The organism is Oceaniserpentilla sp. 4NH20-0058, assembly GCF_040371755.1.
In the GTDB taxonomy this organism is placed as follows: domain Bacteria; phylum Pseudomonadota; class Gammaproteobacteria; order Pseudomonadales; family Oceanobacteraceae; genus Bermanella.
In genome coordinates, this window is record NZ_BAABWE010000004.1 from 84,146 (window position 1) to 110,197 (window position 26,052).

Sequence of the window (26,052 nt, forward strand, 5' to 3'; positions counted from 1 at the left end):
TACTGAGGTTCGTTTATGCTGCGTTAATTTTTTATTTTTCTTCGTTACATAGGCGAGCTATGCGCCTCAGAAAAATAAAAAAGTGCCTTGCCTAAACTTCACTCAGTACAGCTTTGAGTTTGCAGGATGTTTGACAGAAATTTGGCTTATCGAGTTGAAAAGCATTTTGACTTTGATGTCGCGAGAACGCTAGCTGCGTCTCCCGTCTCCCGTCTCCCGTCTCCCGTCTCCCGTCTCCCGTCTCCCGTCTCCCGTCTCCCGTTAAAGCCTGACCTCAATTCCTTGATCCTGCATATGCTCTTTCGCTTCTTGCACAGTATGTTCACCAAAGTGAAAAATACTAGCCGCTAAAACAGCATCCGCTTTGCCTTGGGTCACGCCATCAGCTAAATGTTGCAAGTTACCCACACCACCTGAAGCAATGACAGGCACATTTACCGCTTCTGAAATAGCCCGTGTTAATTCAATGTCAAAACCGGTTTTAACGCCGTCTTTATCCATGGATGTTAAAAGGACTTCACCAGCGCCGTGGTCAGTCATTTTTACTGCCCACTCAATGGCGTCGATGCCAGTGGGTTTGCGCCCGCCGTGGGTGAATATTTCCCATTTATTTGGCTCACCTTCGCTGCTGACTTTTTTTGCGTCTATGGCAATAACAATGCATTGGCTACCAAACTTCTCAGCGGCTTCGCGCACAAAGTCTGGGTTGGTAATTGCAGCACTGTTAATGGAGACTTTATCGGCTCCGGCATTAAGCATGTTGCGAATGTCTTCAATGGCGCGAATACCTCCGCCCACAGTAAGGGGAATAAAGACCTGTTCGGCAATGGCCTGTACCATATGAATGGTGGTGTCACGGCCTTCATGAGAGGCGGTAATATCCAAGAAGGTGATTTCATCGGCACCTTGTTCGTCGTAGCGTTTGGCCACTTCAACAGGGTCGCCAGCGTCGCGAATGTCGACAAATTGCACCCCTTTAACCACGCGGCCGTCTTCGACGTCTAGGCAGGGTATGATTCTTTTTGCTAATCCCATGAGGTTTTGCTCGTATCTCGCTTTCTGAGCCTTGCTAATACGGCGTTAAAAAATTTATCACAATCCTCATGTGCTCGAGCACACTGCGGTTGTTCTAAATTTTTTGCCTTGTCTTAGCTGCGGTCAGTTCAGCTTATGGTTCTGATTATTTAATTGTGTAGGATGGGTTAGCGCGAGCCTAACTCATCTTAAATTATTCATGTTTGATGGGTTACGATTTCGCTTCGCTCAACCTAACCCATCCTACGGGAAATTTCATTTCGAAGACGGAATGACCAAAGAAAAGGTTTTGACTTGAACGAAGCGAAATCTTTAGCTGCGTCTCCCGTCTCCCGTCTCCCGTCTCCCGTCTCCCGTTTACGCTTGCCCATCCCAGTTCAAAAAATTCTCTAATAACTGCAAACCAGCGGTATGGCTTTTTTCTGGGTGAAACTGCACTGCAAACACATTGTCTTGGCCAATAGCGGCGACAAAATCTTTGCCATAGTGACCGCGGCCTTTGATATGCGCTTCGCTTTCTGCGGTGACAAAATAGCTGTGTACAAAATAAAAACGACTGTTGTCTTCAATGTTATGCCACATTGGGTGAGCAACTTGGGATACTTGATTCCAGCCCATGTGTGGAACTTTTAACTTTTCGCCCTGTTGAGTGCCTTGGGTTTCAATCAAGTTGTCGCCAAAGAATTGCACGTTGCCGGGGAAGTATTTTAAACATTCTACGCCGCCGTTCTCTTCACTGTGATGCATCATGGCTTGCATACCAACACAAATACCGAGCAGTGGCTTAGTTTTTGCCACTTCGGCGACCACTTGATCGACTCCTAATCGTAGAATTTCGCTCATGCAGTCACGCATGGCTCCAACACCGGGCAATACCACATGGTCGGCACGGCGAATTTGATCGGGATCAGAGGTAACAAGTACTTGGGTGTTGTGGTCGCTTACGTGTTCTAGCGCTTTTGAGGCACTGTGTAGGTTACCCATGCCGTAGTCAATGACGGCACATATTCTACTCATATTAGATATCTCGCTTTCTGAGTCTTGCTAATACGGCATTATAAAATTTCTCACAACTTTCATGTGCTTAAGCACTTGGTAGTTGCTCTATTTTTTTGCCTTAGCGACGTTCAGTTCAGCTTTTGTGTTTGAGTTAAAATTAAAAGCTGATTTAATTCGAAGTTTTTTGATGGGTTACGATTTCGCTTCGCTCAATCTAACCCATCCTACGGAAATATGTATTGTGTTAGGAGTTAAAAATGGATTCCGGTTTGCTCGTACTTCGAAACCGGAATGACAAAATTAAGGTTACGCTGTTGACTAAAACGAAACGAAAACTTTAGCTGCGTCTCCCGTCTCCCGTCTCCCGTCTCCCGTTAAAGCGAACCTTTAGTAGAAGGAATAATACCTTCCATTCTTGGGTCTACTTCTAAAGCCATGCGTAATGCACGACCAAACGCTTTAAATACGGTTTCGGCTTGGTGATGCGCGTTATGGCCTTTTAGGTTGTCGATGTGTAGCGTTACACCGGCATGATTTACAAATCCTTGGAAAAACTCGTAAAACAGTTCGGTATCAAAGCCACCAATACTGCCACGAGTAAATGGAATTTTGTATTCCAATCCGGGGCGGCCAGAAAAGTCGATAACCACACGGCTAAGAGCTTCATCTAATGGCACATAAGCATGACCATAACGGCGAATGCCTTTTTTGTCCCCAACTGCTTGGGCGAAGGCTTGGCCTAAAGTGATGCCTGTATCTTCTGCGCTGTGGTGATCGTCAATGTGGTTGTCGCCTTTACATAGGATGTCTAGGTCGATCATGCCGTGACGGGCAATTTGGTCAAGCATGTGTTCTAGGAACGACATACCAGTATCAAATTGCGCTTTACCTGTGCCATCTAAGTTGATGGACACTTTAATTTTGGTTTCTGAGGTATTGCGCTCTACCGACGCCGTACGCTGAGCCATGGTCAAAATCCAATGGTGAAAAAAAAATACAGTATACCTTAAACCATTGGGTGTGGTTAGGGTTTCAATATGCCAAAGCCAGAGGATTAACGTAGCCTAATAGGTAAATCATGGCTAAAATGGCGCCCAAATTCACTCGAATACGGATATTTCAATACCTTGCCTATTTATTTAGATTGGCTGGCTCAGCCAAGTGAACAAGACATAATCGACTTAGATAAACTTTACCATGATGCTCCTAAGGGCTGGCAGGATGAAATTGGCCAGCCATTAAATGCGCAGTGGGCTTTAAACTGTCTTAGCCAAGATTGTAAACTGGCTATGGGGCGCTTTAATGACAAAGTGGTGTGTGCTGCGTGGTTAATAAAGCAACCGGAGGGCTCAGCACACACATATTTATATAGAGTTGATAAGTTGTGTGTACGCAGTATTACCCGAGAGCGCGGAGTCGCGAAGCAATTGATGGTTCGTTTGTGTCAGTGGGCTAAAGAGAATGCATATGATCTATATGTGAAAGACCCTGATAATGGCTTATCGGGGTTATATGAGCTGGGATTTGTACAATATGAACAGGGTTGGCGCTATATTGCCCATTAGTATTGTCTTAAATATGCAACAATAATTTGATTACCTAATACTGTGTGCCGTTAGTGTAGGGGTCTAGAATGAAAAGCAAAAGTTTACGGAGAACAAGATGTTTCGTTTTTTAAGTACAATGAGTTTATTACTTGCGTTGGTTTTACCTGCTCAAGCACAAGATACTAATCCAAAATCGGTGGTTAAATCGGTATCGGATGTGGTTCTGTCTGAAATTCTTGAGAATAAACCCAAGTTAGAGCAAGGTCCTGAGTTTTTACTTAACTTAGTAGAAAGCCACATGTTGCCGATTATTGATCAAGAGCGTATGTCTAAATTGGCATTGGGGCAGCACTGGAGTAGCATTAACGACGAACAAAAAGTGAAGTTTACAGAAGGTTTTAAGCGTTTATTAGTTAAAACTTATGCTGGCGCATTTAAAGCGTATACGGGCCAAGATGTGACATACGGCGATACTCGTTTTAATAAAACGAAAGACAAAGCCATTGTTACTTCATATATTCATGTGGCAGGTGGTTCTCCTGTGAATTTACAGTATCGTTTATATCAAAAATCCCCTACCCAGTGGTTAGTATATGATGCCACCATCGCAGGTTTGGGTTTAATTCGTACTTATCGCGCCCAATTTAACGATCAAATTGCTCGTGATGGCATTGATGCCACCATCGCTCAATTGAACGCAGTGGAGCTTTAACCCTTTTACTATTCGATTCTCATAACTACAGGTTATATAAGGCCTGTAGTTTGATTTGAAATAGATTACAGCCTAATCTCAAAGGATAAGAGGGCTTTTACCTTTGTTGTTTACAGGCTTTTGGAACATATCTTATATGGCCAAGTATTGGCGTCATATATGCTTGGCTATTGTGGCGACTGGATGTCTCACTTTTGGATCCAGTAACGCGTTCAGCGAGCTTAATACATATCAAATCAAATCCGCTTATTTATACCAAATAAGTAAATTTGTATTTTGGCCCGAGCAAAAAAAGCAAAGTGATTATTTCAACTTATGCATATTGGGCGAGAATACTTATGGCGGTAATTTACAGAAAATGGAGGCGCGAACCGTATTTAATAAGCCCATTCGCTTGTTATCTGTCTCAAGTTATGAGAAATCTGCTGATTGTCATTTATTGATCCTTACCAATCCTTCTAAAATAAATTCCAGTGCATTTCAACAGTGGTTGAGTAAGCATGCTGTGCTTACGGTTGCCGATGATGCCGAGCATATTGATAAAGCCATGGTGGCGTTTGTACTGGAAAACCAAAGGGTGCGATTGCATATAAATATTGGTTTAGCAAAGCAATCGGGCTTGTCTTTTGCGGCAAACTTACTTGAAGTTGCGAGTAAAGTGAAAACAGGAGACCAGCAATGAAATGGTTTCCCTCCTTACACTTAAAAACCAAGCTTATTGGCAGTATTGTGATTACCGCCGTATTAGCAATATTGGTCAGCAGTTTTGCCTTAGTGCGCTACGATCGAGTGCAAGAAATCAAAGGCATCACTGAAGACATGAGTATCCTTGCAGGTATTATCGCTAACCGTAGTACGGCGGCGCTAATTTTTGGTGATGCTAGGCAAGCCCAGTCAAACCTCAAAGCCTTAGGGGAAAACTCCAATGTATTAATGGCTTGTATTTATGACAGCGGTCAGCAAGTGTTTGCTGTACATCATTTTACTCATTTGGATCAAAAGCCATGCCCTGAAAATCCTATGGAATCAGCGTTAAATTTGGGAGAAACGGTCGAAATATTTGAGCCAATTGAATTAGATGGGTTGTCTGTGGGCACACTCTATATGAGCCTAAGTTTAGAAAGCCTGAATAAACGCTGGCAGCAACAACTCGTATTTATCGCCTTGGTAATTATGGGCGTGGTGTTGCTGTCTATGATACTGGCTAAATATTTACAGTACTTGTTGCTTAAACCCATTCAAAAGATCACTAAAACAGCACGGGACATCACTGAACAGCAAGACTATAGTCTGCGCGCTGAAAAAGAAGTAAAAGACGAAATAGGTGACATGGCTGATGTATTTAATGGCATGTTGAATAAAATTGAAACCGAAACCGCCCGACTCTATTCAAGCGAAGAGAAATTTAGGCAGCTAGCTACCCTATCCCCAGTGGGGATTTTCCAAATAGATTTAAAGCATCAAATTACCTATGTAAATAGCCGTTGGATTGAAATCACTGGGATTAACGAGTCGCTGACCAGTTTAGAATATTGGTTGAGCCGCATTCGTTCGGAAGATCGCCGCCGTACCTTAAAAGCTTGGAGTGCATTGATTCAAAGCCATCAAGAGTTTGTTGTAGAGGTCGGCTTTGAAAAACACGGGGAAATAACATGGACCATTATAGAAGCCAGCGTATTACACGATGGCAAGGGAGATGTTTATGGTTACATGGGGGCAATCAGCGACATTACAGACTTAAAAAATGCACAGCTTCAAATGGAAAACCTTGCATTCTATGACCCGCTAACGGGCCTTTCTAATCGTCGATTATTTCAAGACCGTTTAATTAAAGCCGTTGCTGAAAGTAAGCGCAGGCGTACTTTTGTAGCGTTACTATTTTTAGACCTTGATCAGTTTAAACGAATTAATGATAGCTTGGGGCATGATGCAGGTGATCAACTGTTGGTAGAAACAGCCAATCGTCTACGTGAAAATGTACGTGAAACCGATACGGTCAGTCGCATCGGTGGAGATGAGTTCACCGTATTATTAAGCGATGTGGACTCCACTCATGGCGTACGCCATATAGCAGATAAGGTCCTCAAAGCCTTGAGCCAGCCTATCACCCTTAAAAACCAACCAATTATTAATACAGTGAGTATTGGTATTACCATGGCCCCTACCGATGCTAGTGATGCTAATAAGCTCATGCGTAACGCGGATATGGCCATGTATAGAGCAAAAGCCATGGGCCGTAATAATTTCCAATTCTTCTCTGAAGATATGAATAATGAAATGATGGGCTACTTAGAAATCGAAAAAGATTTACGTCATGCGGTCAATAATGATGAAGAATTTGTAGTCTATTATCAGCCTAAAATAGACTTACTCAGTTACAAGTTTATTGGCGTGGAGGCACTGCTACGCTGGAAGCCTAAAGGCAAAGACATGATCCCGCCTGATCGGTTTATTCCTGTGGCAGAAGAAAGCGGACTGATTATTCCAATTGGTAAATTTGTTTTCCGTAAGAGTTTACTGCAAGTTAAACATTTGATGGATATTGGCATTTGGCCAGAGAACGCAAAAGTGGCGGTGAATTTATCAGCAAGGCAGTTTAGTGATCCAAACTTAATTAACGACCTTGTTGATACCATTGAAATGACAGGGTTTCCGGTGGAGAACATTGAGCTAGAAATAACTGAAAGTACTTTAATGGATCATGTGGAAAACGCTATTTTCACCATGCGTAAAGTAAAAGAAATGGGCATATCAATTGCCATTGATGACTTTGGTACAGGCTATTCTTCATTAAGTTATTTGAAACGTTTCCCTATTGATGTATTAAAAGTAGACCGTTCATTTGTAATGGACATTCCAAACGATGTGAGTGATATGGAAATTACCGCAGCGGTTATCGCCATGGCGCATAAATTGAATCTGCGAGTCGTTGCAGAAGGCATCGAAACCAAAGAACAAATCGACTTTCTGCGTGCTAACCGCTGTGAATATGGACAAGGTTATTTGATTGCCCGCCCAATGCCATCAGCCGAGTTAGAGTCTTACATCCAAAGACCTATTGAGGTAGGCTTGCTGTCTTTGTAGTTAGTAAGCCTTTTCATGAGCTCATCGGATTTTTCCAAAGCCGTATTAAGTTGGTTTGACCAGCACGGTCGTCACGATTTACCTTGGCAAAGCACCAAAACCCCTTACCGTGTGTGGGTGTCTGAAATCATGTTGCAGCAAACCCAAGTGGTTACTGTGATTCCTTACTACCAGCGCTTTATGGCGTCGTTTCCTACGGTTCAAGACTTAGCAAATGCCAGTACAGACGAAGTGTTGCATCACTGGACAGGGTTAGGCTACTACGCCCGTGCACGCAATTTACACAAATGTGCGCAAACAGTGGTAGAGCAATATGGCGGTGAATTTCCTCAAACCGTTGAAGCACTAGAAAGCCTATCAGGAATTGGCCGCAGCACGGCAGGAGCCATTGCCAGCATTAGTATGGGAAAACATGCCGCCATTTTAGACGGCAACGTAAAGCGAGTTTTGAGCCGCTTTCATGCCATTGAAGGCTGGCCTGGAAACAAAAAAGTGGCCGACAGTATGTGGGAGATTGCAGAACGGTATACACCTGCAAAGCGAACCGGGGACTACACCCAAGCCATGATGGATTTAGGGGCTACTTTATGTACGCGCAGTAAACCTAAATGCCAAATCTGTCCTTTAGTGACTCAATGTGAAGCCTATGCTTTAGGTCGAGTAAAAGACTTTCCTCACAGCAAACCTAAAAAAGAAAAGCCTATTAAAAGCGTCAGGCTGTTAATGTTACAACATGAACAAGATGTACTACTGCAACAGCAACCCAGTAGTGGTATTTGGGGAGGGTTGTGGATATTTCCGCAGCAGTCTCTTGATGACGAACTATTTGATCATCCACTACTAATACAGCAAGACATTAATGGAGTGGAGCATAGTGACGTATTCCGCCATACTTTTAGTCACTATCATTTGGATATTCACCCTATAAAGGTGAAGCTAAACGCAAAAATTGATCAGGTAGCCCAATCTCCTACGCTTTGGTATAACCTTGCGCAGCCAGCCAGTGTGGGTTTAGCTGCCCCCGTGAAAAAATTATTGGAAAGTTTATGAGTCGCACCGTTTATTGCCGTCGTTTTAACAAAGAACTCGAAGGATTAGAAAAGCCGCCGTTTCCCGGCCCAAAAGGGCAGGATGTATACGATCATGTCAGCAAACAAGCATGGCTTGACTGGTTAGAGCACCAAACACGCATAATCAACGAGCAACACCTAAATATGATGGACATGACCAGCCGCAAATACTTACAAGGGCAAATGGCCAAGTTCTTTGCTGGCGAAGAAGTGGACCAAGCAGAAGGCTATAAAGAGGAAGACAAAGATTAAGTGGCTGAAAACTAAGCGAATTTTTATAGTTTATAGGGTTGACACTTATCCTGAATACAGGTTTAATACGCCACCTCAACGAGGCCAAGGCCTTTAGTTGATATGCCCAGATAGCTCAGTCGGTAGAGCAGAGGATTGAAAATCCTCGTGTCGGTGGTTCGATTCCGCCTCTGGGCACCATCCTAATTTTAAATCCTCGCTTCTAGCGGGGATTTTTCGTTTTAGAACACCTTAAATTAAATTCTTTGCCCAGTGGACGGATGAGAACCACCGCGCTTCGACACAATCTTTCTAATACGTGAGATGTAAAATGGGAGACGTAAGACGCGTCTGAAGTATCCGTTTTGTCTTTTGTTCTTAAAGGTTCGACGTGATCTTCAACTGTAGGATGGTGTTAGGTCGAGCGAAGCGAGGCCGTAACCTATCACTCTGGTAAGCTTTTAACGAAATAGATTCCGGCTTTCACTCCAGTAAGGAACCATCCAGAACTTCTCAAAAGCAGTTACATGAGATGGTTTTTTCTTGCCAGTTGTTCATTTATTTTTCAGTTAGTTTTTTCAGCAGCACCTGATATTTCTTATAGCTTTCCATATCGCCTTTCTTGTAAGCAAGACGCGCCATTTCTTCAAGTTTGAGGCGTACATAATAGCGTGCGATTGCTTTGGATATGTTACTAGTAATCATACTGGGCTAACTTAACTCAACATCTATTAATCATAGGTGAAAACTTTCATAAGACTGAATTCAGGGTATGCGGTTACTATTTACAGCCTTGCTTTGAATGTGGCTATCGTGGCACTCTGGGCGTACTAAAAATAATAAAATCAAACAGGTATTAATCATAGGTGAAAACTTTCATAAGACTGAATTCAGGGTATGCGGTTACTATTTACAGCCTTGCTTTGAATGTGGCTATCGTGGCACTCTGGGCGTACTAAAAATAATAAAATCAAACAGGTTCTCTATGTCAGTTGTCTGGATCACCGGAGCCTCCTCCGGTATTGGCGAAGCTCTCGCTAAAGAATACTCAAAACAAGGTCATCAGTTAGTGCTTTCTGCTCGTCGTGAAGCGGAGTTACAGCGTGTAAAAGGGGTTTGCTTAAAGTTGGGTTTATCCGATGCGGATGTGCTTGTACTGCCGATGGATGTGACAGAGCATGACTCAATGGCGGAAAAAGTATTTGCGGTGACGGCTCATTTCAAAACCATTGATGTATTGATCAATAACGCGGGTATTTCTCAGCGTTCTTTATGTTTGGATACCGATCTTTCTGTTTATAAAACCTTATTAGATGTGGATGTGCTAGGGCAAATTGCCCTGACTAAACAGGTACTGCCGATTATGGTGAAGCAGGGTTCTGGCCACATTGCAGTGACTTCCAGCGTGGCAGGTAAAGTGGGTGTTAAACTGCGTACCGGTTATTGTGCGGCTAAACATGCGGTGATGGGCTTTTTTGATGCCTTGCGTGTTGAGGTGGCTCAGTACGGAATACAGGTGAGCACCATTACCCCAGGGTTCATTAAAACCGATGTATCTAAAAATGCGGTGACAGGCAGTGGCAAGAGTTTTGGTATTGACGATGATGACATCGCCAACGGCATGGATGTGAACAAATGCGCTGGGATTATTGTTCGTCAAATGAATAAAGGCAGAAAGGAAATAGCGGTGGGCGAAGGCAAATCCATGTTGGCTTTGAAGATTAAGCGGTTTTTCCCCAATTTGGCGTTCAAACTGGCCGCCAAAGCATAACGATTTTAATTAGATTCATATTGGCGGCAACTATGGGTTCACCTGCGGTTAATAGCGACTATTCCGGCCTTGGAGCATAAGCAAATACATCACTTAGCATTTGAGTCTGCTTAAAACCGTGTTTCTCTAAACCCGTTAATACGCTGTACACAAAATTAGGGCCGCCGCAGGCCACTGCTTTTATGTTTTTTAACGTAGTGAGTTCATTAGTGATGGCGTCTTCAACGGCTTCGTCTTGGCAAATGGCTTGGTAATGGATCAAACCTTGTTCGGCCCAAGTGTGTGCCAATGTTGAGTAAAACCCAGACTCTTCTTTGTTGATCCAGTATAAATAAATAGCACTGTGTTGATGTTTGAGCTGTTCTTCAATCATGGCTTTGGCTTGAGCGAAGCCTGTGCCCGCCACTATAAATACCAATGGATCATGAAGATTGAATTGGTCGGCTTCTGTTTTTAACCATACATCCCCTTTAGGCAAACGTGCGCGCACAGTGGGTTCGTTTTTTAAATGCTCGATGATGGTTTGGCTAGATTGGTTGTCACTGCTGACACCAATGTGAAGCTCTATGTGGCGATCATTAGGCGCACTGGCGATGGTGAAAGGGTATTCGCCGCCGTCGATTAAGAGTTCAAGATATTGCCCGGCATGGTAGCTAATAGGCTTGCCTGCTGGGGCTAATAAGTCCACCTGATAAACCTCTTCGTTTAATGGGGTGATGTCTTTTATTTGAAATGCAACGTGTTGCAGGGCAATTTCGCCAGGTCCTAGCACCTTGTCTAGCTCCAATATTAGGTCGCTGCAGGGTTTTGATACGCAGCAAAGTAATGGGTTTGCATCGGGATGATCCGCGTTGCGTTTGCCTTGAGGTGTGTTGACAACCCCTGCAATCAAATGAGCGCGGCAAATTTCGCACACGCCATTATCGCAACTTTTACGAATGGTGATGCCCGCCTTTGTGGCGGCATCCAAAATGCTTTCGTTTTCTTGGGCGGTAAATACCAGCCCTTTTGGTTGAATCAGTATTTGGTGTGTCATGGGCTCCTCTGGCCAATACGGCATGACTCTGCACATTCCGCGCCCGCTGGGGCCTTACTAGAAACCCACTTTCTGTGTTGATTTTTTTTGATTTAATCCATTAGATCTTTAAAAATTCGCCTTGAACTTGAATGTTTATTAAGGCCATCTATTAAGGCCAGAGTTTATTCCGTATTGGCCAGCGGAGCCCTTAAGTTTAGGATGGATTATCCAAAATGTTGAGTTCATCCCAAATACTGTCGACTTTTTCAATCACTGCTTTGTCCATGACAATGGGCACGCCCCATTCACGGTCGGTTTCCCCTTCCCACTTATTGGTGGCATCTAGGCCCATTTTGCTGCCAAGGCCAGAAACTGGCGAGGCAAAGTCCAAATAATCGATGGGGGTATTATCAATCAATGTGGTATCGCGAGTTGGGTCCATGCGGGTGGTGATGGCCCAAATTACATCATTCCAATCTCGGGCGTTTACATCGTCATCAGTGACAATCACAAATTTGGTGTACATAAACTGGCGCAAAAACGACCAAACCCCTAGCATGACGCGTTTAGCGTGGCCCGGATATTGTTTCTTAATGGTTACAATTGCCATGCGATAACTACAGCCTTCAGGAGGTAAGTAGAAGTCGGTAATTTCAGGAAATTGCTTTTGCAAAATAGGTACAAAAACTTCGTTTAATGCCACCCCTAAAATAGCCGGTTCATCAGGTGGGCGGCCTGTATACGTGCTGTGGTAGATTGGGTCTTTTCTGTGGGTAATACGCTCAACGGTAAATACTGGGAATTGGTCCACCTCGTTGTAATAACCCGTGTGATCCCCAAACGGCCCTTCGTCAGCCATGTCATCAGGGTAGATGAACCCTTCTAAAATGTATTCAGCGCTGGCAGGTACCATTAAGTCATTACCAATGGATTTGATTACCTCGGTGCGACTATCGCGCAATAAACCGGCAAAGGCGTATTCCGATAGGGTATCGGGTACGGGTGTAACAGCCCCTAAAATGGTGGCAGGGTCAGCCCCTAATGCCACGGAAACTGGATAAGGTTCACCCGGATTTTGTTCTTGGAATTCGCGGAAATCTAAGGCGCCTCCGCGGTGACTTAACCAGCGCATAATCAGTTTGTTTTTGCCGATCACTTGCTGGCGATAAATACCAAGGTTGTGGCGATCTTTGTTTGGGCCTTTGGTAATCACCAGCGGCCAAGTCACTAAAGGCGCCGCATCACCTGGCCAGCAATGCTGTATGGGTAATTGAGATAAATCTACGTCGTCACCTTCCAATATGATTTCTTGGCAGGGGGCTTTTTTTACGACTTTGGCATTCAGGCTTAATACTTTTTTTAAGATAGGTAGTTTAGACCATGCATCTTTTAACCCTTTTGGTGGCTCGGGTTCTTTTAAAAATGCTAATAGTTTACCCACTTCACGCAACGCTTCTACGCTGGATTCACCCATGCCCATGGCAACCCGCTTAGGGGTGCCAAATAAATTAGCCAGTACGGGAACATCTGAGCCGATTGGGTTTTCAAACAATAGGGCAGGGCCACCAGCACGCAATGTGCGGTCGCAAATTTCGGTCATCTCTAACTTTGGATCAATGGGCATGCTAATGCGTTTTAGTTCGCCTTGTTTTTCCAGTTGAGAGATGAAGTCGCGTAGGTCTTTGTATTTCATATATGTATGTGAGATGTAAGACGGGAGACGTAAGACGCTAATTTATGCCTGTACTTTTCTTCGCTTACGTCACTAAAGCCTTATAAATAAAGGGGGAAAGACACTTTCCACGTTATAATTGCAAGATGTGCAGTTTACTTTAATTTAGCTGAAAAAGAAAAAGCAGCCGTAGCTGCTCGTTCACATTTTTTTTAGGACTTACTTAGGGTAAAACCTAAAAGATTATTTAAAGCAATAACAACTCAGCTAGCTTTCGTTGTTACCCTTTCATGGTGAGGAAGAACTCTTCGTTCGTCTTAGTCCCTTTTAAGCGATCAATCATAAACTCAATCGCAGAAAGATCTTCCATTTCTGCAATGATGCGGCGCAGAATCCATAGACGCTGCAATTCAGCTTCAGGCATCATGTGGTCTTCACGACGAGTACCTGACTTGCGAATATTCATGGCCGGATAAATACGCTTCTCTGCGGCTTTACGATCAAGGTGTAACTCTTGGTTACCAGTTCCTTTAAATTCTTCGTAGATAACTTCGTCCATTTTAGAGCCAGTATCCACAAGTGCCGTGGCGATGATGGTTAATGAACCGCCTTCTTCAACGTTACGTGCAGCACCAAAGAAACGCTTTGGTTTTTCTAGGGCGTGGGCATCCACACCACCAGTTAATACTTTACCGGATGAAGGGATAACGGTGTTGTATGCACGAGCAAGACGAGTGATGGAATCAAGTAAAATCACTACATCACGTTTGTGTTCAACTAAACGCTTGGCTTTTTCTAGAACCATTTCGGCAACTTGTACGTGACGTGCTGGCGGCTCATCAAATGTAGAGGCGACCACTTCACCGCGCACACTACGCTGCATTTCGGTTACTTCTTCTGGGCGCTCATCAATCAACAGTACGATCATTTCGCACTCTGGGTTGTTGTGGGTAATGGCTTGGGCAATGGTTTGCAGTAGCATGGTTTTACCCGCTTTTGGCGGTGCTACAATCAAACCACGTTGGCCTTTACCAATTGGCGCGATTAGATCGATGACTCGGCAAGATAAATCTTCAGTACTGCCGTTACCTTGTTCTAAAACAAAACGTTCATTTGGGAAAAGCGGCGTTAAGTTTTCAAATAAAATTTTACTTTTAGATCTCTCTGGAGCCTCACCGTTTACTTCGTTCACTTTCAATAATGCGAAGTAGCGTTCACCGTCTTTAGGTGGGCGGATTTTACCTGCAAGAAAATCACCTTTACGCATGTTAAAGCGGCGTATTTGGCTTGGGCTCACGTAGATATCATCAGGGCCCGCTAGGTATGAGCTGTCCGCTGAACGAAGGAAACCAAAGCCATCTTGTAATATTTCTAGTACGCCATCGCCATATATGTCTTCGCCACTTTTAGCGTGAGTTTTAAGAATAGAGAAGATTAGGTCTTGTTTACGTGAGCGGCTCACGTTTTCCATACCCATGCTTTCTGCAATTTCAAGCAGTTGAGAAACGGACTTTTTCTTTAATTCGGTAAGATTCATATAGATCTAAGAGTTCTGATTGAAGATTAAAAAGAGGGAAATATCGTTATTTGAATTTAGATGAGCGGGGTGCTCGATACTTGCTTTGAACTAACTATAGTCGCTTTTATTTTTTGAGTCCAGAAACCAGACAAAAAACATACAATAAAAAAGACCCAGTTATGGCTGGGTCTTAATTTTGGTATTAGATAGTGCTGTCGATGAAGGCAGTTAGTTGGGATTTAGATAGTGCACCAACTTTAGTACCTTCGATGTTGCCACCTTTAAAGATCATAAGAGTTGGAATACCACGAATACCGAATTTAGGCGGCGTTGCTTCGTTTTGGTCAATATTTAACTTCGCCACTTTCAATTTGCCTTGATACTCTTCAGCGATTTCTTCTAATACTGGCGCGATCATCTTACAAGGCCCACACCACTCAGCCCAGTAATCAACAAGAACAGGGGTATCTGATTGTAATACGTCCGTTTCGAAAGAATCGTCAGTTAAGCTAATAATATTTTCGCTCATGGGAATAGGTACTCGTTAAATGTCACAGAAATGCGCAGGTTGAATTGCAGCTAATCATAGCATTTCAACCTCTTTGATCAAGTGAATACTGCCTAAGCAATAGTCAGTTTCGTGCTATGAACGGGGTTCGTAAGCCAATGATTCAAAGTATATTGGGGTTTGAATGATGATTATCAAGGGCTTTCCCTCAGTTTCGCTGGTATCTTCACTCTAAGCGTGGAAAATACCCATGTGCCCGTTCAATAAGACGCAATGATATATGGAACAGAGTGTTCAACCTCAGCAAGTGCTTGCCGCCGTGGATCTTGGCTCCAATAGCTTTCATATGGTGATGGCTAGATTAATTAATGGTCAGTTACAAATTATTGATCAAAGAGGTGAGAAAGTTCAATTAGCCGCCGGACTTCATCCTATTACGGGTATTGCCGAAGATGCCCAAGAAAGAGCGTTAGCTTGTTTGGAGCGATTTGGTCAGCATCTCAGAGGACTTGACCCTCATCTTGTTACAATCTTGGGTACTAATACTTTAAGGCAAGCCCCTAATAGTGCAGGCTTTATGCTGAAAGCCAAGGGAGTGTTGGGCTTTCCAATTGAAGTGATTTCCGGCATCGAAGAAGCCCGTTTAGTGTATTTAGGCGTTGCCCACACCTTGGCCGATGATGACGGTAAACGTTTAGTAATCGATATAGGTGGCGGCAGTACGGAATTTATTATTGGTGAACGATTCGCCCCTTTAAAAATGGAAAGTTTGGGTATGGGTTGTGTCACTTATACGGATCGCTTTTTTAATGATGGTGAATTATCTGAATGGAACTTTTCTCAAGCAATAGCGGCAGCTCGTCGTGAAGTTTATAGCATTAAAACTACCTATAAACGTATTGGCTGGCAAAATGCTGTGGGCAGTTCAGGCACCATGCGAGCAACCGCGAGGGTATTAGTTAATTACGGATTGATCGAAGACGGTATTGATTTAAAAGCGCTACATGGTTTAAAAAAGTTACTGGTTCAGCATAAGCATATTAGTAAATTAGAATTGCAGGGTGTGAAAGATCAACGTTTACAAGTATTCCCTGCGGGTCTGGCTATTTTGATTGGTTTATTTGAAGTGCTGGGGATTGACCATTTAACATACAGTGATGGTGCACTAAGAGAAGGTGCATTGAATGATTTAATTGGTCGTGTAAATCATGAGGATGTGCGTGAAAAAACCGTCGCTGCCATGCAGTCGCGTTTTGTGGTGGATATGGCTCATGCTCAAAATGTTAAAAATTCCGCCATGGGTTTGTATGAGCAAGTGGCTAAGCGTTGGAAAATTGATGAGCCGACCAATGCCGATAACTTGCGCTGGGCCGCTGAATTACACGAAGTGGGTTTGGCCATCGCTCACTCGTCTTATAATAAACACAGTGGTTATTTAGTCCAATATTGTGACATGTCGGGCTTTACCAAACAGAATCAAGAAACCTTAGCAATAATCCTACGAGGCCACAGAAAAAAATTACCCATTCATGATGTTGAGGGAATGAGTAAACGAGGGGCCAAAACCGTTTTGAGATTGTGCATTTTGTTACGTCTAGCCACATTATTGCACTTTGGTCGTGGTGGCGAAGAAGTGGTTGAACCTAAAATTGAAGCATTTAAGTACTCGATTAAACTGACCTTCCCTGAAGGGCATTTAGGAAACAACCCTATGACAGTTTCTGATTTGGAGCGAGAAAAAGCACTGCTTGAAGAAGGCATGTTTGATTTGAGTTTTACATGATTTTTATGGTTCATTAAAAAAGCGAATGAATTCTGAGATCATTTCGCTTACAACTGGCATCATGCTGCCGCCAATACGTGGATTCAGTTCTAATATAAATAGTTGATTAGCTTCTATTTTATAATTCAAACAGCCTATCCCGCGATATTTGATGGATTTAAGAATATTGGTTATTTCATCCTTCCATTGGGAGTTGTCAGCCCATAACTGTCGAACTGGTACATGCTTTGGGCTTTTAATAGCAAATTCATATCCGTATTCGTACTTAACCTCTTTAAAGTATCGAAATTTTTCTCCATCAAACAAAAAATGCAGGGCATATTCATCTTCCCCTTTTATATACTTTTGTAAAAAAAAGGAATCATCCGAAAGTTTATCTTGGTGTAGAGCCTCTTCATCAGGGTTTTGAATAATAAAAACATTATTACCAAACTCTCCTGTTTTCTCCTTTAGTACATAGGGAAATGTTCGTTGCGATTTTTTGATTAAAGGCGAAACGTGCGCAAGCTCATTATTGTTTAATAATAAGTCAAACTGGAGCTTATTCTCACAGATGCGAATTAGATCAATTGAGGGGTATTTATGTTTATCCTCGAAAAAGTCACTGGCCTTGATGACATCCTTAGTGCCGATAGGGAATACATAATTCACTTGCCCCATGCTTTTAGAATTGAAATCGTCAAATATCCCATTAGCATTCAAGTGTTTACATGCTTTAAGCAAGGTTGCTTGCCAATCATCTCTCTTTGTGAAAAGAATATTCATATTTTGTACTTTTCGTATGGTCTAGATATAGACGTGATAAAGATGAGATCCTGAAAATGGTAATCTAAGTGATTCTTATTAGTACGCCTTGAGTATTTAAAGTAAAATACTTTTTTAGCATATACTTCAACGAAGTATAGTTAGCTTGAAGATATAAGTAGACGTATTTGAATGAGCTGAAATTGTCCTCGACAATTTCAGCTATGTGATTTGAATTATACCGCCAGAGTTTCTAGCAGCATTTGCTGAGCACTGATTTTTTCTTCCCCTTCTTTAGGTTCCGATTTAATGTAAGTGCCATCCCGTTGTAAGATCCAGCTTTGGCAATTGTCTGCCAGATACGACTCTAAGTCGTTTTTCATGCGTTTAGCCCATTTTTCATTATCAATGGGAAAGCAAGTTTCAACGCGGTTTAATAAGTTGCGTTCCATCCAATCAGCACTGGCCCCAAAGATTTTAGGTGCGTCGTTATTTTCAAAGTAATACACCCGAGTATGCTCTAAAAAACGCCCAATAATACTGCGTACACGAATGTTTTCGGATACTTCAGGGATGCCCGGTACTAAGCGGCACATACCGCGTACGATACAGTCAATTTGTACTCCAGCTTGGCTTGCCTGATACAGTGCTTGAATGATTTTCGGTTCGGTTAATGAATTAACCTTAACAATAATACGAGCCGGCTTACCATGTTTTGCATTGTCTGCTTCTTTGCCAATTAGGGCTAGTAAGCTTTTATGCAGAGTAAACGGTGCGTGGTATATTTTCTTGATGCTTAGTGCTTTCCCCATCCCTGTAAGTTGTTGGAATACTTTGTGTACATCTTCAGTGATGTCTTTGCTGCAGGTGATTAAGCTGTAGTCGGTATATAAACGAGCATTACCCGCATGGTAATTTCCTGTACCTAAGTGAACATAGCGGCGTAGCTTTTTGTTTTCACGGCGTACAATCATTAGCATTTTGGCGTGGGTTTTATACCCAACCACGCCATAAACTACCACGGCGCCTGCTTCTTGTAAGCGGTTTGCTAGGTGTAGGTTTTCTTCTTCATCAAAGCGTGCACGTAACTCAATTACTACGGTGACTTCTTTACCTTTACGGGCTGCGTCTACCAGAGCATCTACAATTTCAGAAGTAGCACCGGTTCGGTAAAGGGTTTGTTTGATGGCTAATACGTCTGGGTCTTTGGCGGCCATGCGCACTAAATCCACAACTGGTGTAAAGCTTTGAAATGGATGCAGAATTAACTGGTCGCTTTTGCGAATGGCTTCAAAATAGTCTTTTTTACCCTGCAGGCCCTTGGGAATACTAGGCGTAAATGATGGGTAACGCAGTTCTGGGCGGTCAGCGCCCGCGGCAACAGCCATTAAACGGTGGACATTCACTAAGCCGTTTACACGATATAAATCTTGTTCGGTTAAGTTAAATTTGGCTAATAAAAATTGCCACAAAGGCTCTGGGCAATTGTCGGCCACTTCTAAGCGAACCGCATCGCCGTAGTGTCTGGCATGTAGTTCACCCTCTAGCGCACTGGCTAAATCGGCTACGTCTTCTTTGTCGAAGGTTAAATCTGCGTTGCGGGTTAAACGAAATTGATAACAGCCTTTTACTTTCATGCCGGGGAATAGTTCATCGGCAAATTCATGAATCATGCTGGATAAAAACACGTAATTGTCACCGCCCTCGCATAGCTCGTCCGGTAAGCGAGAAATACGCGGTAATGAGCGTGGTGCAGGAATCAAAGCCAACCCCGTATTACGACCAAACGCATCTTTGCCGTCTAACTCTACGATAAAGTTAAGGGACTTATTCACTAAACGTGGGAACGGGTGGGCAGGGTCTAAACCAATAGGGCTAATAACGGGCTGTATCTCTTCGTTGAAGTATTTTTTCACCCAATTTTTTTGCTTAGTTGACCAATCCCCACGGCGTATAAAACGGATGTTTTCTTGTTCTAGCTGAGGGAATAGTTGATCATTTAACACCTTGTATTGGCGATCAACGGTGTCGCTTACAAGGTGGTAAATTTGTTCAAGAACATCCGCAGGAGGCGAGCCATCTGGGCCGGGGATTTCGCGGCTAAAGGCCAGTTGTTTTTTTAAGTCCGCCACGCGTACTTCAAAAAATTCATCTAAGTTGCTAGAAAAAATGCATAGGAACATCAAGCGATTAAGCAGTGGATGAGTGTCGTCCAAGGCTTGCGCTAGCACGCGAATATTAAACTGCATGTGGCTAAGTTCACGGTTAAAATAAAACTCAGGCGAACTAAGATCAATGCCGTTTTCTAATTCCTCTGTGCTCATGTTGTTCCTTAATCTTGAATGAATTATTTATTGAGTTCTAATGCGCAGGCTTTGGCAAAATAAGTGAGAATGCCATCCGCACCGGCCCGTTTAAAGCACATCAGACTTTCCATCATGACGGCCTTTTCATCAAGCCAGCCGTTTTGAATGGCCGCCATGTGCATGGCGTATTCGCCGCTGACTTGGTAAACAAAAGTGGGTGCTTTAAATTCGTCTTTGATTAAACGTAATATGTCTAAATAAGGCATGCCGGGTTTAACCATCACCATGTCGGCGCCTTCTGATAAATCTAAACCCACCTCATGTAAGGCTTCGTTAGCATTGGCTGGGTCCATTTGGTAGGTGGATTTATTACTTTTACCAAGATTGCCTGCGCTGCCTACCGCATCGCGAAATGGGCCATAGTATGCGGATGCATATTTGGCACTGTAGGCCATAATGCGAGTATTCACATGCTGACTTTCTTCAAATGCTTCACGGATGATACCAATGCGTCCGTCCATCATGTCGCTAGGAGCCACAACATCTGCGCCGGCTTCTGCATGACTAATAGCCTGCATCACAAGCGTATCGATGGTGCGATCATTTAATACGTAGCCACTGGCATCAATGATGCCGTCTTGTCCATGAGTGGTAAAAGGATCAAGAGCCACGTCCGTGATCACGCCTAGCTCTGGGCAGGCATCTTTAATGGCTTTTACGGCACGCTGGGCAATACCGTTTGGATTATAGGCTTCTTCGGCGAATTCAGATTTGTGGTTTAAAGGGGTTACTGGAAATAACGCAACCGCCGGCACACCAAGGGAGCTGAGTAATTTACATTCTTCTACCGCTAAATCAATGGATAGACGCTCAATCCCTGGCATAGAAATGATGGCTTCACGCTGGTTTTTGCCATCTAAAATGAACATTGGATAAATTAGATCGTTGGGAGTGAGTTCATTTTCACGCATTAAACGACGGCTAAAGTCGCTTGCACGCATACGGCGCATACGGGTTTCAGGAAAAAGTCGTTGTCCATCGGAAAATGCCATGGTGCACTCCAGCTAATACATTCAAATGGGGCTTATTGTACTGCAAGCTATCCACTTTTGCTTATGATAGAGCGCAAGTAAACCTAAACTCTATGAACATCGTATTAAAATATTCTTTAGTTGATAGTATAAGTGGTGAAAAACACCCACTTGCTAGAAATTTGGAACCAAGTTACCTAGGTTCTCTCCAAGTGAAACACCATTCAATGGAATAATTATGAAAAAGATCATCGTTTTGGCGCTTTTGGCAAGTATCGTGGCTGCTCTGGTGGCATTGGATGCCCAGCAATATTTATCGCCGGATTTTTATCAAAACCTGTTTATTGAGCAGCCGCTACTGACAGCGGCCATCTTTTTTGTGGTGTACGTAATTGCCACAGCTTTATCCATTCCCGGTGCAGCTGCATTAACATTAATTGGAGGCGCTATTTTTGGTTTAGGCTGGGGATTATTGTTGATCAGTTTTGCTAGCACCATTGGCGCTACGTTAGCCTTTTTAATGACGCGGCTTTTATTAAAAGACTGGGTACAAGCCAAGTTTGGAAGTTATTTAAGCAAAATTAATCAAGGCATGGAAAAAGACGGCGCGTTTTACTTATTCACCTTGCGGCTGATTCCCGTTGTGCCGTTTTTTGTGATCAATCTAGTAATGGGCCTAATGCCGATAAAGACATGGACATTTTATTGGGTTAGCCAGTTAGGCATGTTGGCTGGTACCGCTGTGTATGTGAATGCGGGTGCTCAGCTTGGTCAATTAAATGAAATCTCGTTAGCTGGCATTATGACCCCAGGGTTATTAGGCAGTTTTGTATTACTGGCTATATTTCCGTGGTTGGCCCGAACATTAATTGCTCAGCTTAAAAAACGCAGTGCTTTTAAAAGTTATAGCAAACCAAAATCTTTTGATGACAACCTATTAGTAATTGGTGCTGGAGCTGGTGGCTTAGTGAGTAGCTATATTGCCGCCGCGACCAAGGCAAAGGTGACACTAATCGAAAAGCACAAAATGGGTGGAGACTGCTTAAACACAGGTTGTGTGCCCTCTAAGGCTATTATTCATGCGGCAAGCTTGGCTCATGAAGCACGAGAAGCAAAAAGTGTGGGTGTGAATGTGGGCAAAGTGGAAGTGGACTTCAAACAAGTGATGCAATCCGTACACACCAGTATCAACGATATTGAACCCCACGACAGTATCGAGCGTTATGAAGGCTTGGGCGTGCATTGCATGACGGGCAGTGCCACCATTTTAAACCCTTGGACTGTGAAAATAGACACCGAACAAGGTACGCAAACCCGAACCGCCCGTAATATCATTATTGCTGCTGGGGGGCGTCCTAGGGTTTTACCTATTCCCGGTATTGAAGATGTTGGTTATTACACCTCAGATACTTTATGGGAAATTCAAGAGCAACCTAAAACCCTACTGGTGATTGGCGGAGGCCCAATTGGTTGTGAATTAGCGCAAAGCTTTCAGCGTTTAGGGTCTAACGTGATCATAGTGGATCCGGCCACTCATATTTTAGGTCGAGAAGATGACGACGTAGTCGCGCAGGTCACTCAGCAATTTGCGCAGGACGGTATTTCCTTAATGACAAACTGCAAACCAAAATTATTCCAAATGGTAGGGCAAGTGAAGCAGGCGCTGATTGAAACTCCAAGCGGAGAGCAAACCATTGAGTTTGATGCCATGATCATGGCGGTTGGTCGAGAGGCCAATGTGAAAGGCTATGGCTTGGATAACCTGAATATTCAATTGGATGAACGGGGCAATATACAAGTAGATGAATATCTAGAAACCAGTATGCCCGGTGTATATGCTGTGGGTGATGTGATTGGAGGTTATCAATTTACCCATGTTTCTGCCCATGAGGCGTGGTATGCCAGTGTAAATGCCCTTTTTGGTCATTTAAAAAAATTCAAAGCAGACTATTCTGTCATCCCTTGGGCTACTTATACCGACCCACAAGTGGGCCGAGTGGGTTTGAACGAAACCGATGCCAAAGCTAAAGGCATACCGTTTGAAGTGACTAAATACGAATTAAAAGAGTTGGATCGTGCCATAGTAGATGGTCAAGCCCGTGGCTTTGTAAAAGTTTTAACTGTGCCGGGCAAAGATAAAATCTTAGGTGCTACCATTGTAGGTGCCATGGCAGGAGAACTCATGGCCGAGTTTGTTTTAGCCATGCGTCATGGACTAGGCTTAAATAAAATACTAGGCACCATACATGCGTACCCAACCATGATGGAGGCAAATAAGTATGTTGCTGGTGAATGGAAACGAAACCACGCCCCAGAAAAACTATTGTCATGGGTAGAAAAATTCCATGCTTGGAGACGTAAATAAACCCATGATGGAGGCAAACACTAATATAGTTTGGGTAGCAGGCGAACGGAAACGAAACCACGCCCCAGAAAAACTATTGTCATGGGTAGAAAAATTCCATGCTTGGAGACGTAAATAAACCCATGATAGAGGCAAACGCTAATATAGTTTGGGTAGCTGGCGAATGGAAATGTAACAACGCCCTGCAATGTTTGTTATAAAGTAGTAGAAAAGCTTCACGCTTATTGAAGATAGTAGAGCAATCATTATTAGAATTAGGGACTTGCATGAAAGATAAATTTACAGAAACCGAATTAAATTTAGCCCTAAATTTTATGGATCAGATTCCTTTTAACCAATACTTAGGTTTAAAAGTTCATAGTTTTGATGCCGATGTCGCCATATTTAAATTAGCCATGCGCCCAGAACTAGTGGGCAACTGGCTACAAGGTATTCTTCATGGTGGTGTGATTTCCAGCGCATTAGATGTAGCTGGCGGCACCGCCGCATTAGCGGCCGCTTATCAACAGCGTTTAGATTTACCCGTAGAAGAGCGTAACAAAAGCCTAGCAAAATTAGGAACCATTGACTTACGAGTGGATTACCTGCGCCCCGGACGCGGTGAAGAATTTTATGCCAGTGCCACTATTTTGCGTATTGGTTCTAAAGTGGCGGTAACAAGGATGGAGTTTAAAAACGAAAAGGATGAACTACTGGCGGTGGGTACAGGGACCTATATGTGTGGTTAGTGTGATTTAAGTTGCTTTAGGGCGTCAGCATCCGATAATTCTTTGCCTGTATATAGCATGACGTTGATGGCCCCAGCACCAAGTGCTAGTTCTTTAAAGAGTTTATCTTCCACTTCGCTTAATCCGCCGTCTACTTGCTCTAATGGTTGGACTAATACACACGGCTTTTTAATCAGCCAATGGGATTTCATAATTTGCTGGAATAACTTTTTAAGTAAAGCTTCTGCAATTGAAAACTCACCCACTAATAATCTGGCTGTGCTAAATGCCGAGTTGGCATTTTCGTGTAACCACTCACTATTAGAGGTTAAATTTTTAACCTCTAAGCGATTTTTCTTAATTTTGATATACACGTAAACAATGAAGTAATCTTTAAGCATAATAGTGGTCGTTACTTCTGCCAATTTCCCCAAGGGTTATCACTGCTGGAGGCATTGTTTTTTGGGCTTTTAGGTCGAGGGGTTTCACTATGGCTACGGGGTGTATAGTTTTTACTTGAACCAGAGCGTTTGCCAAACCCTCCTTTGTTAAATTCTGCGGCTTTTTTTGCGCGTTTTTCTCTTAGCTGTTCGGCATCTTCTAATGATAGCTCTGCAGGTTCTCCTACTTCATGGTGTTCGGGCACAATACGGTCACGGGGGGGCGTATTAAACTGAGTGGAAGACGGTTTTGGTAGGTTCTTGTATTCGTACATATAAAACGCCTCTACTTTTTCCCGTGCCCAATCGGTTTTCTTTAAAAACTTCACACTGGATTCAATACTTGGGTTGGTTTTAAAGCAGTTGATGTTTAAGTAGGCAAATAGAATTTCGAAACTGTAGTGATCCACCATTTCGATTAATAGGTTTTTTAAGCTGACGCCATGTAAGGGGTTATTCTTGTAATTGACGTCTTCGATCATGGTGGCACCTAATAAAGAAATACTTCGATTTGGCCTATTATACCCGTAAGGGTCTTTATAAATATAGCAGCTGTGTCTAGTGAGGCCACATTATAGGTTATACCCTCAATTAAGGCCGTGATTATCGTATAATGCCAAAACATTAATGACCATTTACAGATCTACTAGAGAAATTACATGTCCGATAAAGTCGTAAAATTCGAAATCGAAAAAGAAACTAAAAACAGTGTGCGCTATAAAGAAGTACCAGAAGAAGGGCAGCCTCCCATTATAGGCTCTTTATATGTTCAAAAATGGTATGCGGGTAGTGCCAAAAATCTAGAAGTGATCATTAGCAAAAAAGATTAATAGATTGTTGCCCTAAAGGACGACCTACATTTTAACGTGAAGACCTATGTAGGTCGGGATTTATCCCGACAGAACGAGCGCGTTATCAAATAAATTTTGACTCAAGAATGATCTACAGTCTGATTGAGTTTTCACAATGTAATAAATATGCAATTGTAAGGAGCCACTTCTTGTTGGGCTAAAGCCCAACCTACAATTAGGTTTAAGAGTGGCATGTAGATCGAGGTTCATGCCGGCAAATATATAGAGTTCCAATAAGGATAATCTTTAATACTGGCCACTAAATTCGCTCGTAATGGGTTAGCAATAATATAACGAGCAATATCTTTTCGGTTATCTTCGGTTCTTAATGCGCGGTCGTAAAAAGAGGGTTGCCATACAGGACCAGAAATTTGTAAGTGCTGATTGATTTTTCTAGCACTGGCTCCTTTTAACTTGCCAACAACTTGAGCTAAATTATTCTTTTGAAGTTGTAATAAGCCGTGAAAATGATTAGGCATTAGTACCCATGTAGCCCATAAGCAATCACACTGTAATTCATTGAGGTTGATCATTTTACAAAAAGCATGAGCTAATTGATGATTGCTAAAAAGAGGTTTTCTATCGTTACAGGTGAAGGTAATAAAATATTCTCTGTTTGGCTCTGAAACGCGGCCTTTTCGTAAGTCATTCCATGACAT

Annotated in this window: 25 protein-coding genes and 1 tRNA gene; 12 read left to right on the forward strand and 14 right to left on the reverse strand. The window is 43.0% G+C overall.

What is annotated here, in order from left to right; genetic code table 11:
* Positions 1-261: 261 nt before the first annotated feature.
* The 3 genes from hisF to hisB all read right to left on the reverse strand — a co-directional run bounded on the left by hisF (position 262) and on the right by hisB (position 3,002).
* Positions 262-1,035 carry an imidazole glycerol phosphate synthase subunit HisF gene (gene hisF, locus ABWV45_RS07035; RefSeq protein ID WP_353350074.1) on the reverse strand — a complete coding sequence of 258 codons (774 nt, stop codon included), beginning with the start codon at positions 1,033-1,035 and terminating at the stop codon, positions 262-264.
* A 357-nt stretch (positions 1,036-1,392) separates the two neighbouring features.
* Positions 1,393-2,052 carry an imidazole glycerol phosphate synthase subunit HisH gene (gene hisH, locus ABWV45_RS07040; protein ID WP_353350076.1) on the reverse strand — a complete coding sequence of 220 codons (660 nt, stop codon included), beginning with the start codon at positions 2,050-2,052 and terminating at the stop codon, positions 1,393-1,395.
* Positions 2,053-2,408: 356 nt separating this feature from the next.
* The gene (gene hisB / locus ABWV45_RS07045) at positions 2,409-3,002 is read right to left on the reverse strand and encodes an imidazoleglycerol-phosphate dehydratase HisB (protein WP_353350078.1); all 594 of its coding nucleotides are present in this window, start codon (positions 3,000-3,002) and stop codon (positions 2,409-2,411) included.
* A gap of 159 nt (positions 3,003-3,161) precedes the next feature.
* Between hisB and ABWV45_RS07050 the strand changes: the two genes are divergently transcribed.
* From ABWV45_RS07050 to ABWV45_RS07080, 7 genes are all read left to right on the forward strand, one after another.
* A complete protein-coding gene (locus ABWV45_RS07050; protein ID WP_353350080.1) occupies positions 3,162-3,599 on the forward strand; it encodes an acetyl-CoA sensor PanZ family protein in 438 nt (145 codons plus the stop codon).
* A gap of 97 nt (positions 3,600-3,696) precedes the next feature.
* Complete coding sequence (locus ABWV45_RS07055) at positions 3,697-4,293, forward strand: MlaC/ttg2D family ABC transporter substrate-binding protein (protein ID WP_353350082.1); 597 nt, start codon at positions 3,697-3,699, stop codon at positions 4,291-4,293.
* Positions 4,294-4,429: 136 nt separating this feature from the next.
* Positions 4,430-4,975 carry a YfiR family protein gene (locus ABWV45_RS07060; protein WP_353350084.1) on the forward strand — a complete coding sequence of 182 codons (546 nt, stop codon included), beginning with the start codon at positions 4,430-4,432 and terminating at the stop codon, positions 4,973-4,975.
* A complete protein-coding gene (locus ABWV45_RS07065; RefSeq protein ID WP_353350086.1) occupies positions 4,972-7,377 on the forward strand; it encodes an EAL domain-containing protein in 2,406 nt (801 codons plus the stop codon). Before ABWV45_RS07060 ends, ABWV45_RS07065 begins: the two co-directional genes overlap by 4 nt.
* 15 nt (positions 7,378-7,392) lie before the next feature.
* Entirely contained in the window at positions 7,393-8,427 is a 1,035-nt protein-coding gene (gene mutY, locus ABWV45_RS07070; protein WP_353350088.1) for an A/G-specific adenine glycosylase, read from the forward strand.
* Positions 8,424-8,699, forward strand: coding sequence for an oxidative damage protection protein (locus ABWV45_RS07075; RefSeq protein WP_353350090.1), 276 nt, complete (start codon positions 8,424-8,426; stop codon positions 8,697-8,699). The genes mutY and ABWV45_RS07075 overlap by 4 nt, the downstream gene beginning before the upstream one ends.
* 104 nt (positions 8,700-8,803) lie before the next feature.
* A tRNA-Phe gene (locus ABWV45_RS07080) sits at positions 8,804-8,879 on the forward strand.
* 357 nt (positions 8,880-9,236) lie between these two features.
* Here ABWV45_RS07080 and ABWV45_RS07085 read toward each other — a convergent pair.
* A complete protein-coding gene (locus tag ABWV45_RS07085) occupies positions 9,237-9,383 on the reverse strand; it encodes a hypothetical protein (RefSeq protein ID WP_353350092.1) in 147 nt (48 codons plus the stop codon).
* A 280-nt stretch (positions 9,384-9,663) separates the two neighbouring features.
* On the opposite strand from ABWV45_RS07085, the gene ABWV45_RS07090 reads away from it, so the two are divergent.
* A complete protein-coding gene (locus ABWV45_RS07090) occupies positions 9,664-10,449 on the forward strand; it encodes an SDR family oxidoreductase (RefSeq protein ID WP_353350094.1) in 786 nt (261 codons plus the stop codon).
* Between the two features lie 58 nt (positions 10,450-10,507).
* Here ABWV45_RS07090 and ABWV45_RS07095 read toward each other — a convergent pair whose 3' ends face one another.
* The 4 genes from ABWV45_RS07095 to trxA form a co-directional block, all read right to left on the reverse strand.
* Positions 10,508-11,485, reverse strand: coding sequence for a 2Fe-2S iron-sulfur cluster-binding protein (locus ABWV45_RS07095; RefSeq protein WP_353350096.1), 978 nt, complete (start codon positions 11,483-11,485; stop codon positions 10,508-10,510).
* Between the two features lie 196 nt (positions 11,486-11,681).
* Entirely contained in the window at positions 11,682-13,160 is a 1,479-nt protein-coding gene (gene ubiD / locus ABWV45_RS07100; protein ID WP_353350098.1) for a 4-hydroxy-3-polyprenylbenzoate decarboxylase, read from the reverse strand.
* A 259-nt stretch (positions 13,161-13,419) separates the two neighbouring features.
* A complete protein-coding gene (gene rho, locus ABWV45_RS07105; RefSeq protein WP_353350100.1) occupies positions 13,420-14,676 on the reverse strand; it encodes a transcription termination factor Rho in 1,257 nt (418 codons plus the stop codon).
* A 184-nt stretch (positions 14,677-14,860) separates the two neighbouring features.
* On the reverse strand, positions 14,861-15,187 hold the full coding sequence (gene trxA / locus ABWV45_RS07110; protein ID WP_353350102.1) for a thioredoxin TrxA: 327 nt from the start codon (positions 15,185-15,187) through the stop codon (positions 14,861-14,863).
* A 259-nt stretch (positions 15,188-15,446) separates the two neighbouring features.
* Between trxA and ABWV45_RS07115 the strand changes: the two genes are divergently transcribed.
* Entirely contained in the window at positions 15,447-16,949 is a 1,503-nt protein-coding gene (locus tag ABWV45_RS07115; protein ID WP_353350104.1) for a Ppx/GppA phosphatase family protein, read from the forward strand.
* 3 nt (positions 16,950-16,952) lie between these two features.
* Here ABWV45_RS07115 and ABWV45_RS07120 read toward each other — a convergent pair whose 3' ends face one another.
* The 3 genes from ABWV45_RS07120 to hemB all read right to left on the reverse strand — a co-directional run bounded on the left by ABWV45_RS07120 (position 16,953) and on the right by hemB (position 21,051).
* On the reverse strand, positions 16,953-17,714 hold the full coding sequence (locus ABWV45_RS07120; RefSeq protein ID WP_353350106.1) for an ATP-grasp domain-containing protein: 762 nt from the start codon (positions 17,712-17,714) through the stop codon (positions 16,953-16,955).
* Positions 17,715-17,929: 215 nt separating this feature from the next.
* Positions 17,930-20,017 carry a polyphosphate kinase 1 gene (ppk1, locus tag ABWV45_RS07125; protein WP_353350108.1) on the reverse strand — a complete coding sequence of 696 codons (2,088 nt, stop codon included), beginning with the start codon at positions 20,015-20,017 and terminating at the stop codon, positions 17,930-17,932.
* Positions 20,018-20,040: 23 nt separating this feature from the next.
* A complete protein-coding gene (gene hemB / locus ABWV45_RS07130) occupies positions 20,041-21,051 on the reverse strand; it encodes a porphobilinogen synthase (RefSeq protein ID WP_353350110.1) in 1,011 nt (336 codons plus the stop codon).
* 217 nt (positions 21,052-21,268) lie between these two features.
* Between hemB and ABWV45_RS07135 the strand changes: the two genes are divergently transcribed.
* A complete protein-coding gene (locus ABWV45_RS07135) occupies positions 21,269-23,395 on the forward strand; it encodes a dihydrolipoyl dehydrogenase family protein (protein WP_353350112.1) in 2,127 nt (708 codons plus the stop codon).
* 266 nt (positions 23,396-23,661) lie between these two features.
* Positions 23,662-24,123, forward strand: coding sequence for a thioesterase family protein (locus ABWV45_RS07140; protein ID WP_353350114.1), 462 nt, complete (start codon positions 23,662-23,664; stop codon positions 24,121-24,123).
* Here the strand turns inward: ABWV45_RS07140 and ABWV45_RS07145 are convergent.
* The gene (locus ABWV45_RS07145; protein ID WP_353350116.1) at positions 24,120-24,527 is read right to left on the reverse strand and encodes a hypothetical protein; all 408 of its coding nucleotides are present in this window, start codon (positions 24,525-24,527) and stop codon (positions 24,120-24,122) included. The two genes, ABWV45_RS07140 and ABWV45_RS07145, sit on opposite strands and share 4 nt — an antisense overlap.
* Positions 24,515-25,024: a VF530 family protein gene (locus tag ABWV45_RS07150; protein ID WP_353350118.1), complete on the reverse strand. Its 510-nt coding sequence runs from the start codon at positions 25,022-25,024 to the stop codon at positions 24,515-24,517. Before ABWV45_RS07150 ends, ABWV45_RS07145 begins: the two co-directional genes overlap by 13 nt.
* A gap of 177 nt (positions 25,025-25,201) precedes the next feature.
* Between ABWV45_RS07150 and ABWV45_RS07155 the strand changes: the two genes are divergently transcribed.
* Positions 25,202-25,372 (forward strand): hypothetical protein, encoded by a 171-nt coding sequence (locus tag ABWV45_RS07155; RefSeq protein WP_353350120.1) that lies wholly within the window; start codon positions 25,202-25,204, stop codon positions 25,370-25,372.
* A 227-nt stretch (positions 25,373-25,599) separates the two neighbouring features.
* Here ABWV45_RS07155 and ABWV45_RS07160 read toward each other — a convergent pair whose 3' ends face one another.
* On the reverse strand, positions 25,600-26,052 hold the full coding sequence (locus tag ABWV45_RS07160; protein ID WP_353350122.1) for an REP-associated tyrosine transposase: 453 nt from the start codon (positions 26,050-26,052) through the stop codon (positions 25,600-25,602).

Bases quoted from the DNA above. Each gene is read 5' to 3' on its own strand.
- ABWV45_RS07090 (WP_353350094.1), top strand. From the start codon at position 9,664: ATGTCAGTTGTCTGGATCACCGGAGCCTCCTCCGGTATTGGCGAAGCT.
- ABWV45_RS07065 (WP_353350086.1), top strand. From the start codon at position 4,972: ATGAAATGGTTTCCCTCCTTACACTTAAAAACCAAGCTTATTGGCAGT.
- ABWV45_RS07160 (WP_353350122.1), bottom strand. From the start codon at position 26,052: ATGTCATGGAATGACTTACGAAAAGGCCGCGTTTCAGAGCCAAACAGA.
- trxA (WP_353350102.1), bottom strand. From the start codon at position 15,187: ATGAGCGAAAATATTATTAGCTTAACTGACGATTCTTTCGAAACGGAC.
- ABWV45_RS07155 (WP_353350120.1), top strand. From the start codon at position 25,202: ATGTCCGATAAAGTCGTAAAATTCGAAATCGAAAAAGAAACTAAAAAC.
- ubiD (WP_353350098.1), bottom strand. From the start codon at position 13,160: ATGAAATACAAAGACCTACGCGACTTCATCTCTCAACTGGAAAAACAA.
- ABWV45_RS07150 (WP_353350118.1), bottom strand. From the start codon at position 25,024: ATGATCGAAGACGTCAATTACAAGAATAACCCCTTACATGGCGTCAGC.
- ABWV45_RS07140 (WP_353350114.1), top strand. From the start codon at position 23,662: ATGAAAGATAAATTTACAGAAACCGAATTAAATTTAGCCCTAAATTTT.
- ABWV45_RS07120 (WP_353350106.1), bottom strand. From the start codon at position 17,714: ATGAATATTCTTTTCACAAAGAGAGATGATTGGCAAGCAACCTTGCTT.
- ABWV45_RS07135 (WP_353350112.1), top strand. From the start codon at position 21,269: ATGAAAAAGATCATCGTTTTGGCGCTTTTGGCAAGTATCGTGGCTGCT.
- hemB (WP_353350110.1), bottom strand. From the start codon at position 21,051: ATGGCATTTTCCGATGGACAACGACTTTTTCCTGAAACCCGTATGCGC.
- hisF (WP_353350074.1), bottom strand. From the start codon at position 1,035: ATGGGATTAGCAAAAAGAATCATACCCTGCCTAGACGTCGAAGACGGC.
- hisB (WP_353350078.1), bottom strand. From the start codon at position 3,002: ATGGCTCAGCGTACGGCGTCGGTAGAGCGCAATACCTCAGAAACCAAA.
- ABWV45_RS07055 (WP_353350082.1), top strand. From the start codon at position 3,697: ATGTTTCGTTTTTTAAGTACAATGAGTTTATTACTTGCGTTGGTTTTA.
- mutY (WP_353350088.1), top strand. From the start codon at position 7,393: ATGAGCTCATCGGATTTTTCCAAAGCCGTATTAAGTTGGTTTGACCAG.
- ABWV45_RS07060 (WP_353350084.1), top strand. From the start codon at position 4,430: ATGGCCAAGTATTGGCGTCATATATGCTTGGCTATTGTGGCGACTGGA.
- hisH (WP_353350076.1), bottom strand. From the start codon at position 2,052: ATGAGTAGAATATGTGCCGTCATTGACTACGGCATGGGTAACCTACAC.
- rho (WP_353350100.1), bottom strand. From the start codon at position 14,676: ATGAATCTTACCGAATTAAAGAAAAAGTCCGTTTCTCAACTGCTTGAA.
- ABWV45_RS07115 (WP_353350104.1), top strand. From the start codon at position 15,447: ATGGAACAGAGTGTTCAACCTCAGCAAGTGCTTGCCGCCGTGGATCTT.
- ppk1 (WP_353350108.1), bottom strand. From the start codon at position 20,017: ATGAGCACAGAGGAATTAGAAAACGGCATTGATCTTAGTTCGCCTGAG.
- ABWV45_RS07075 (WP_353350090.1), top strand. From the start codon at position 8,424: ATGAGTCGCACCGTTTATTGCCGTCGTTTTAACAAAGAACTCGAAGGA.
- ABWV45_RS07085 (WP_353350092.1), bottom strand. From the start codon at position 9,383: ATGATTACTAGTAACATATCCAAAGCAATCGCACGCTATTATGTACGC.
- ABWV45_RS07095 (WP_353350096.1), bottom strand. From the start codon at position 11,485: ATGACACACCAAATACTGATTCAACCAAAAGGGCTGGTATTTACCGCC.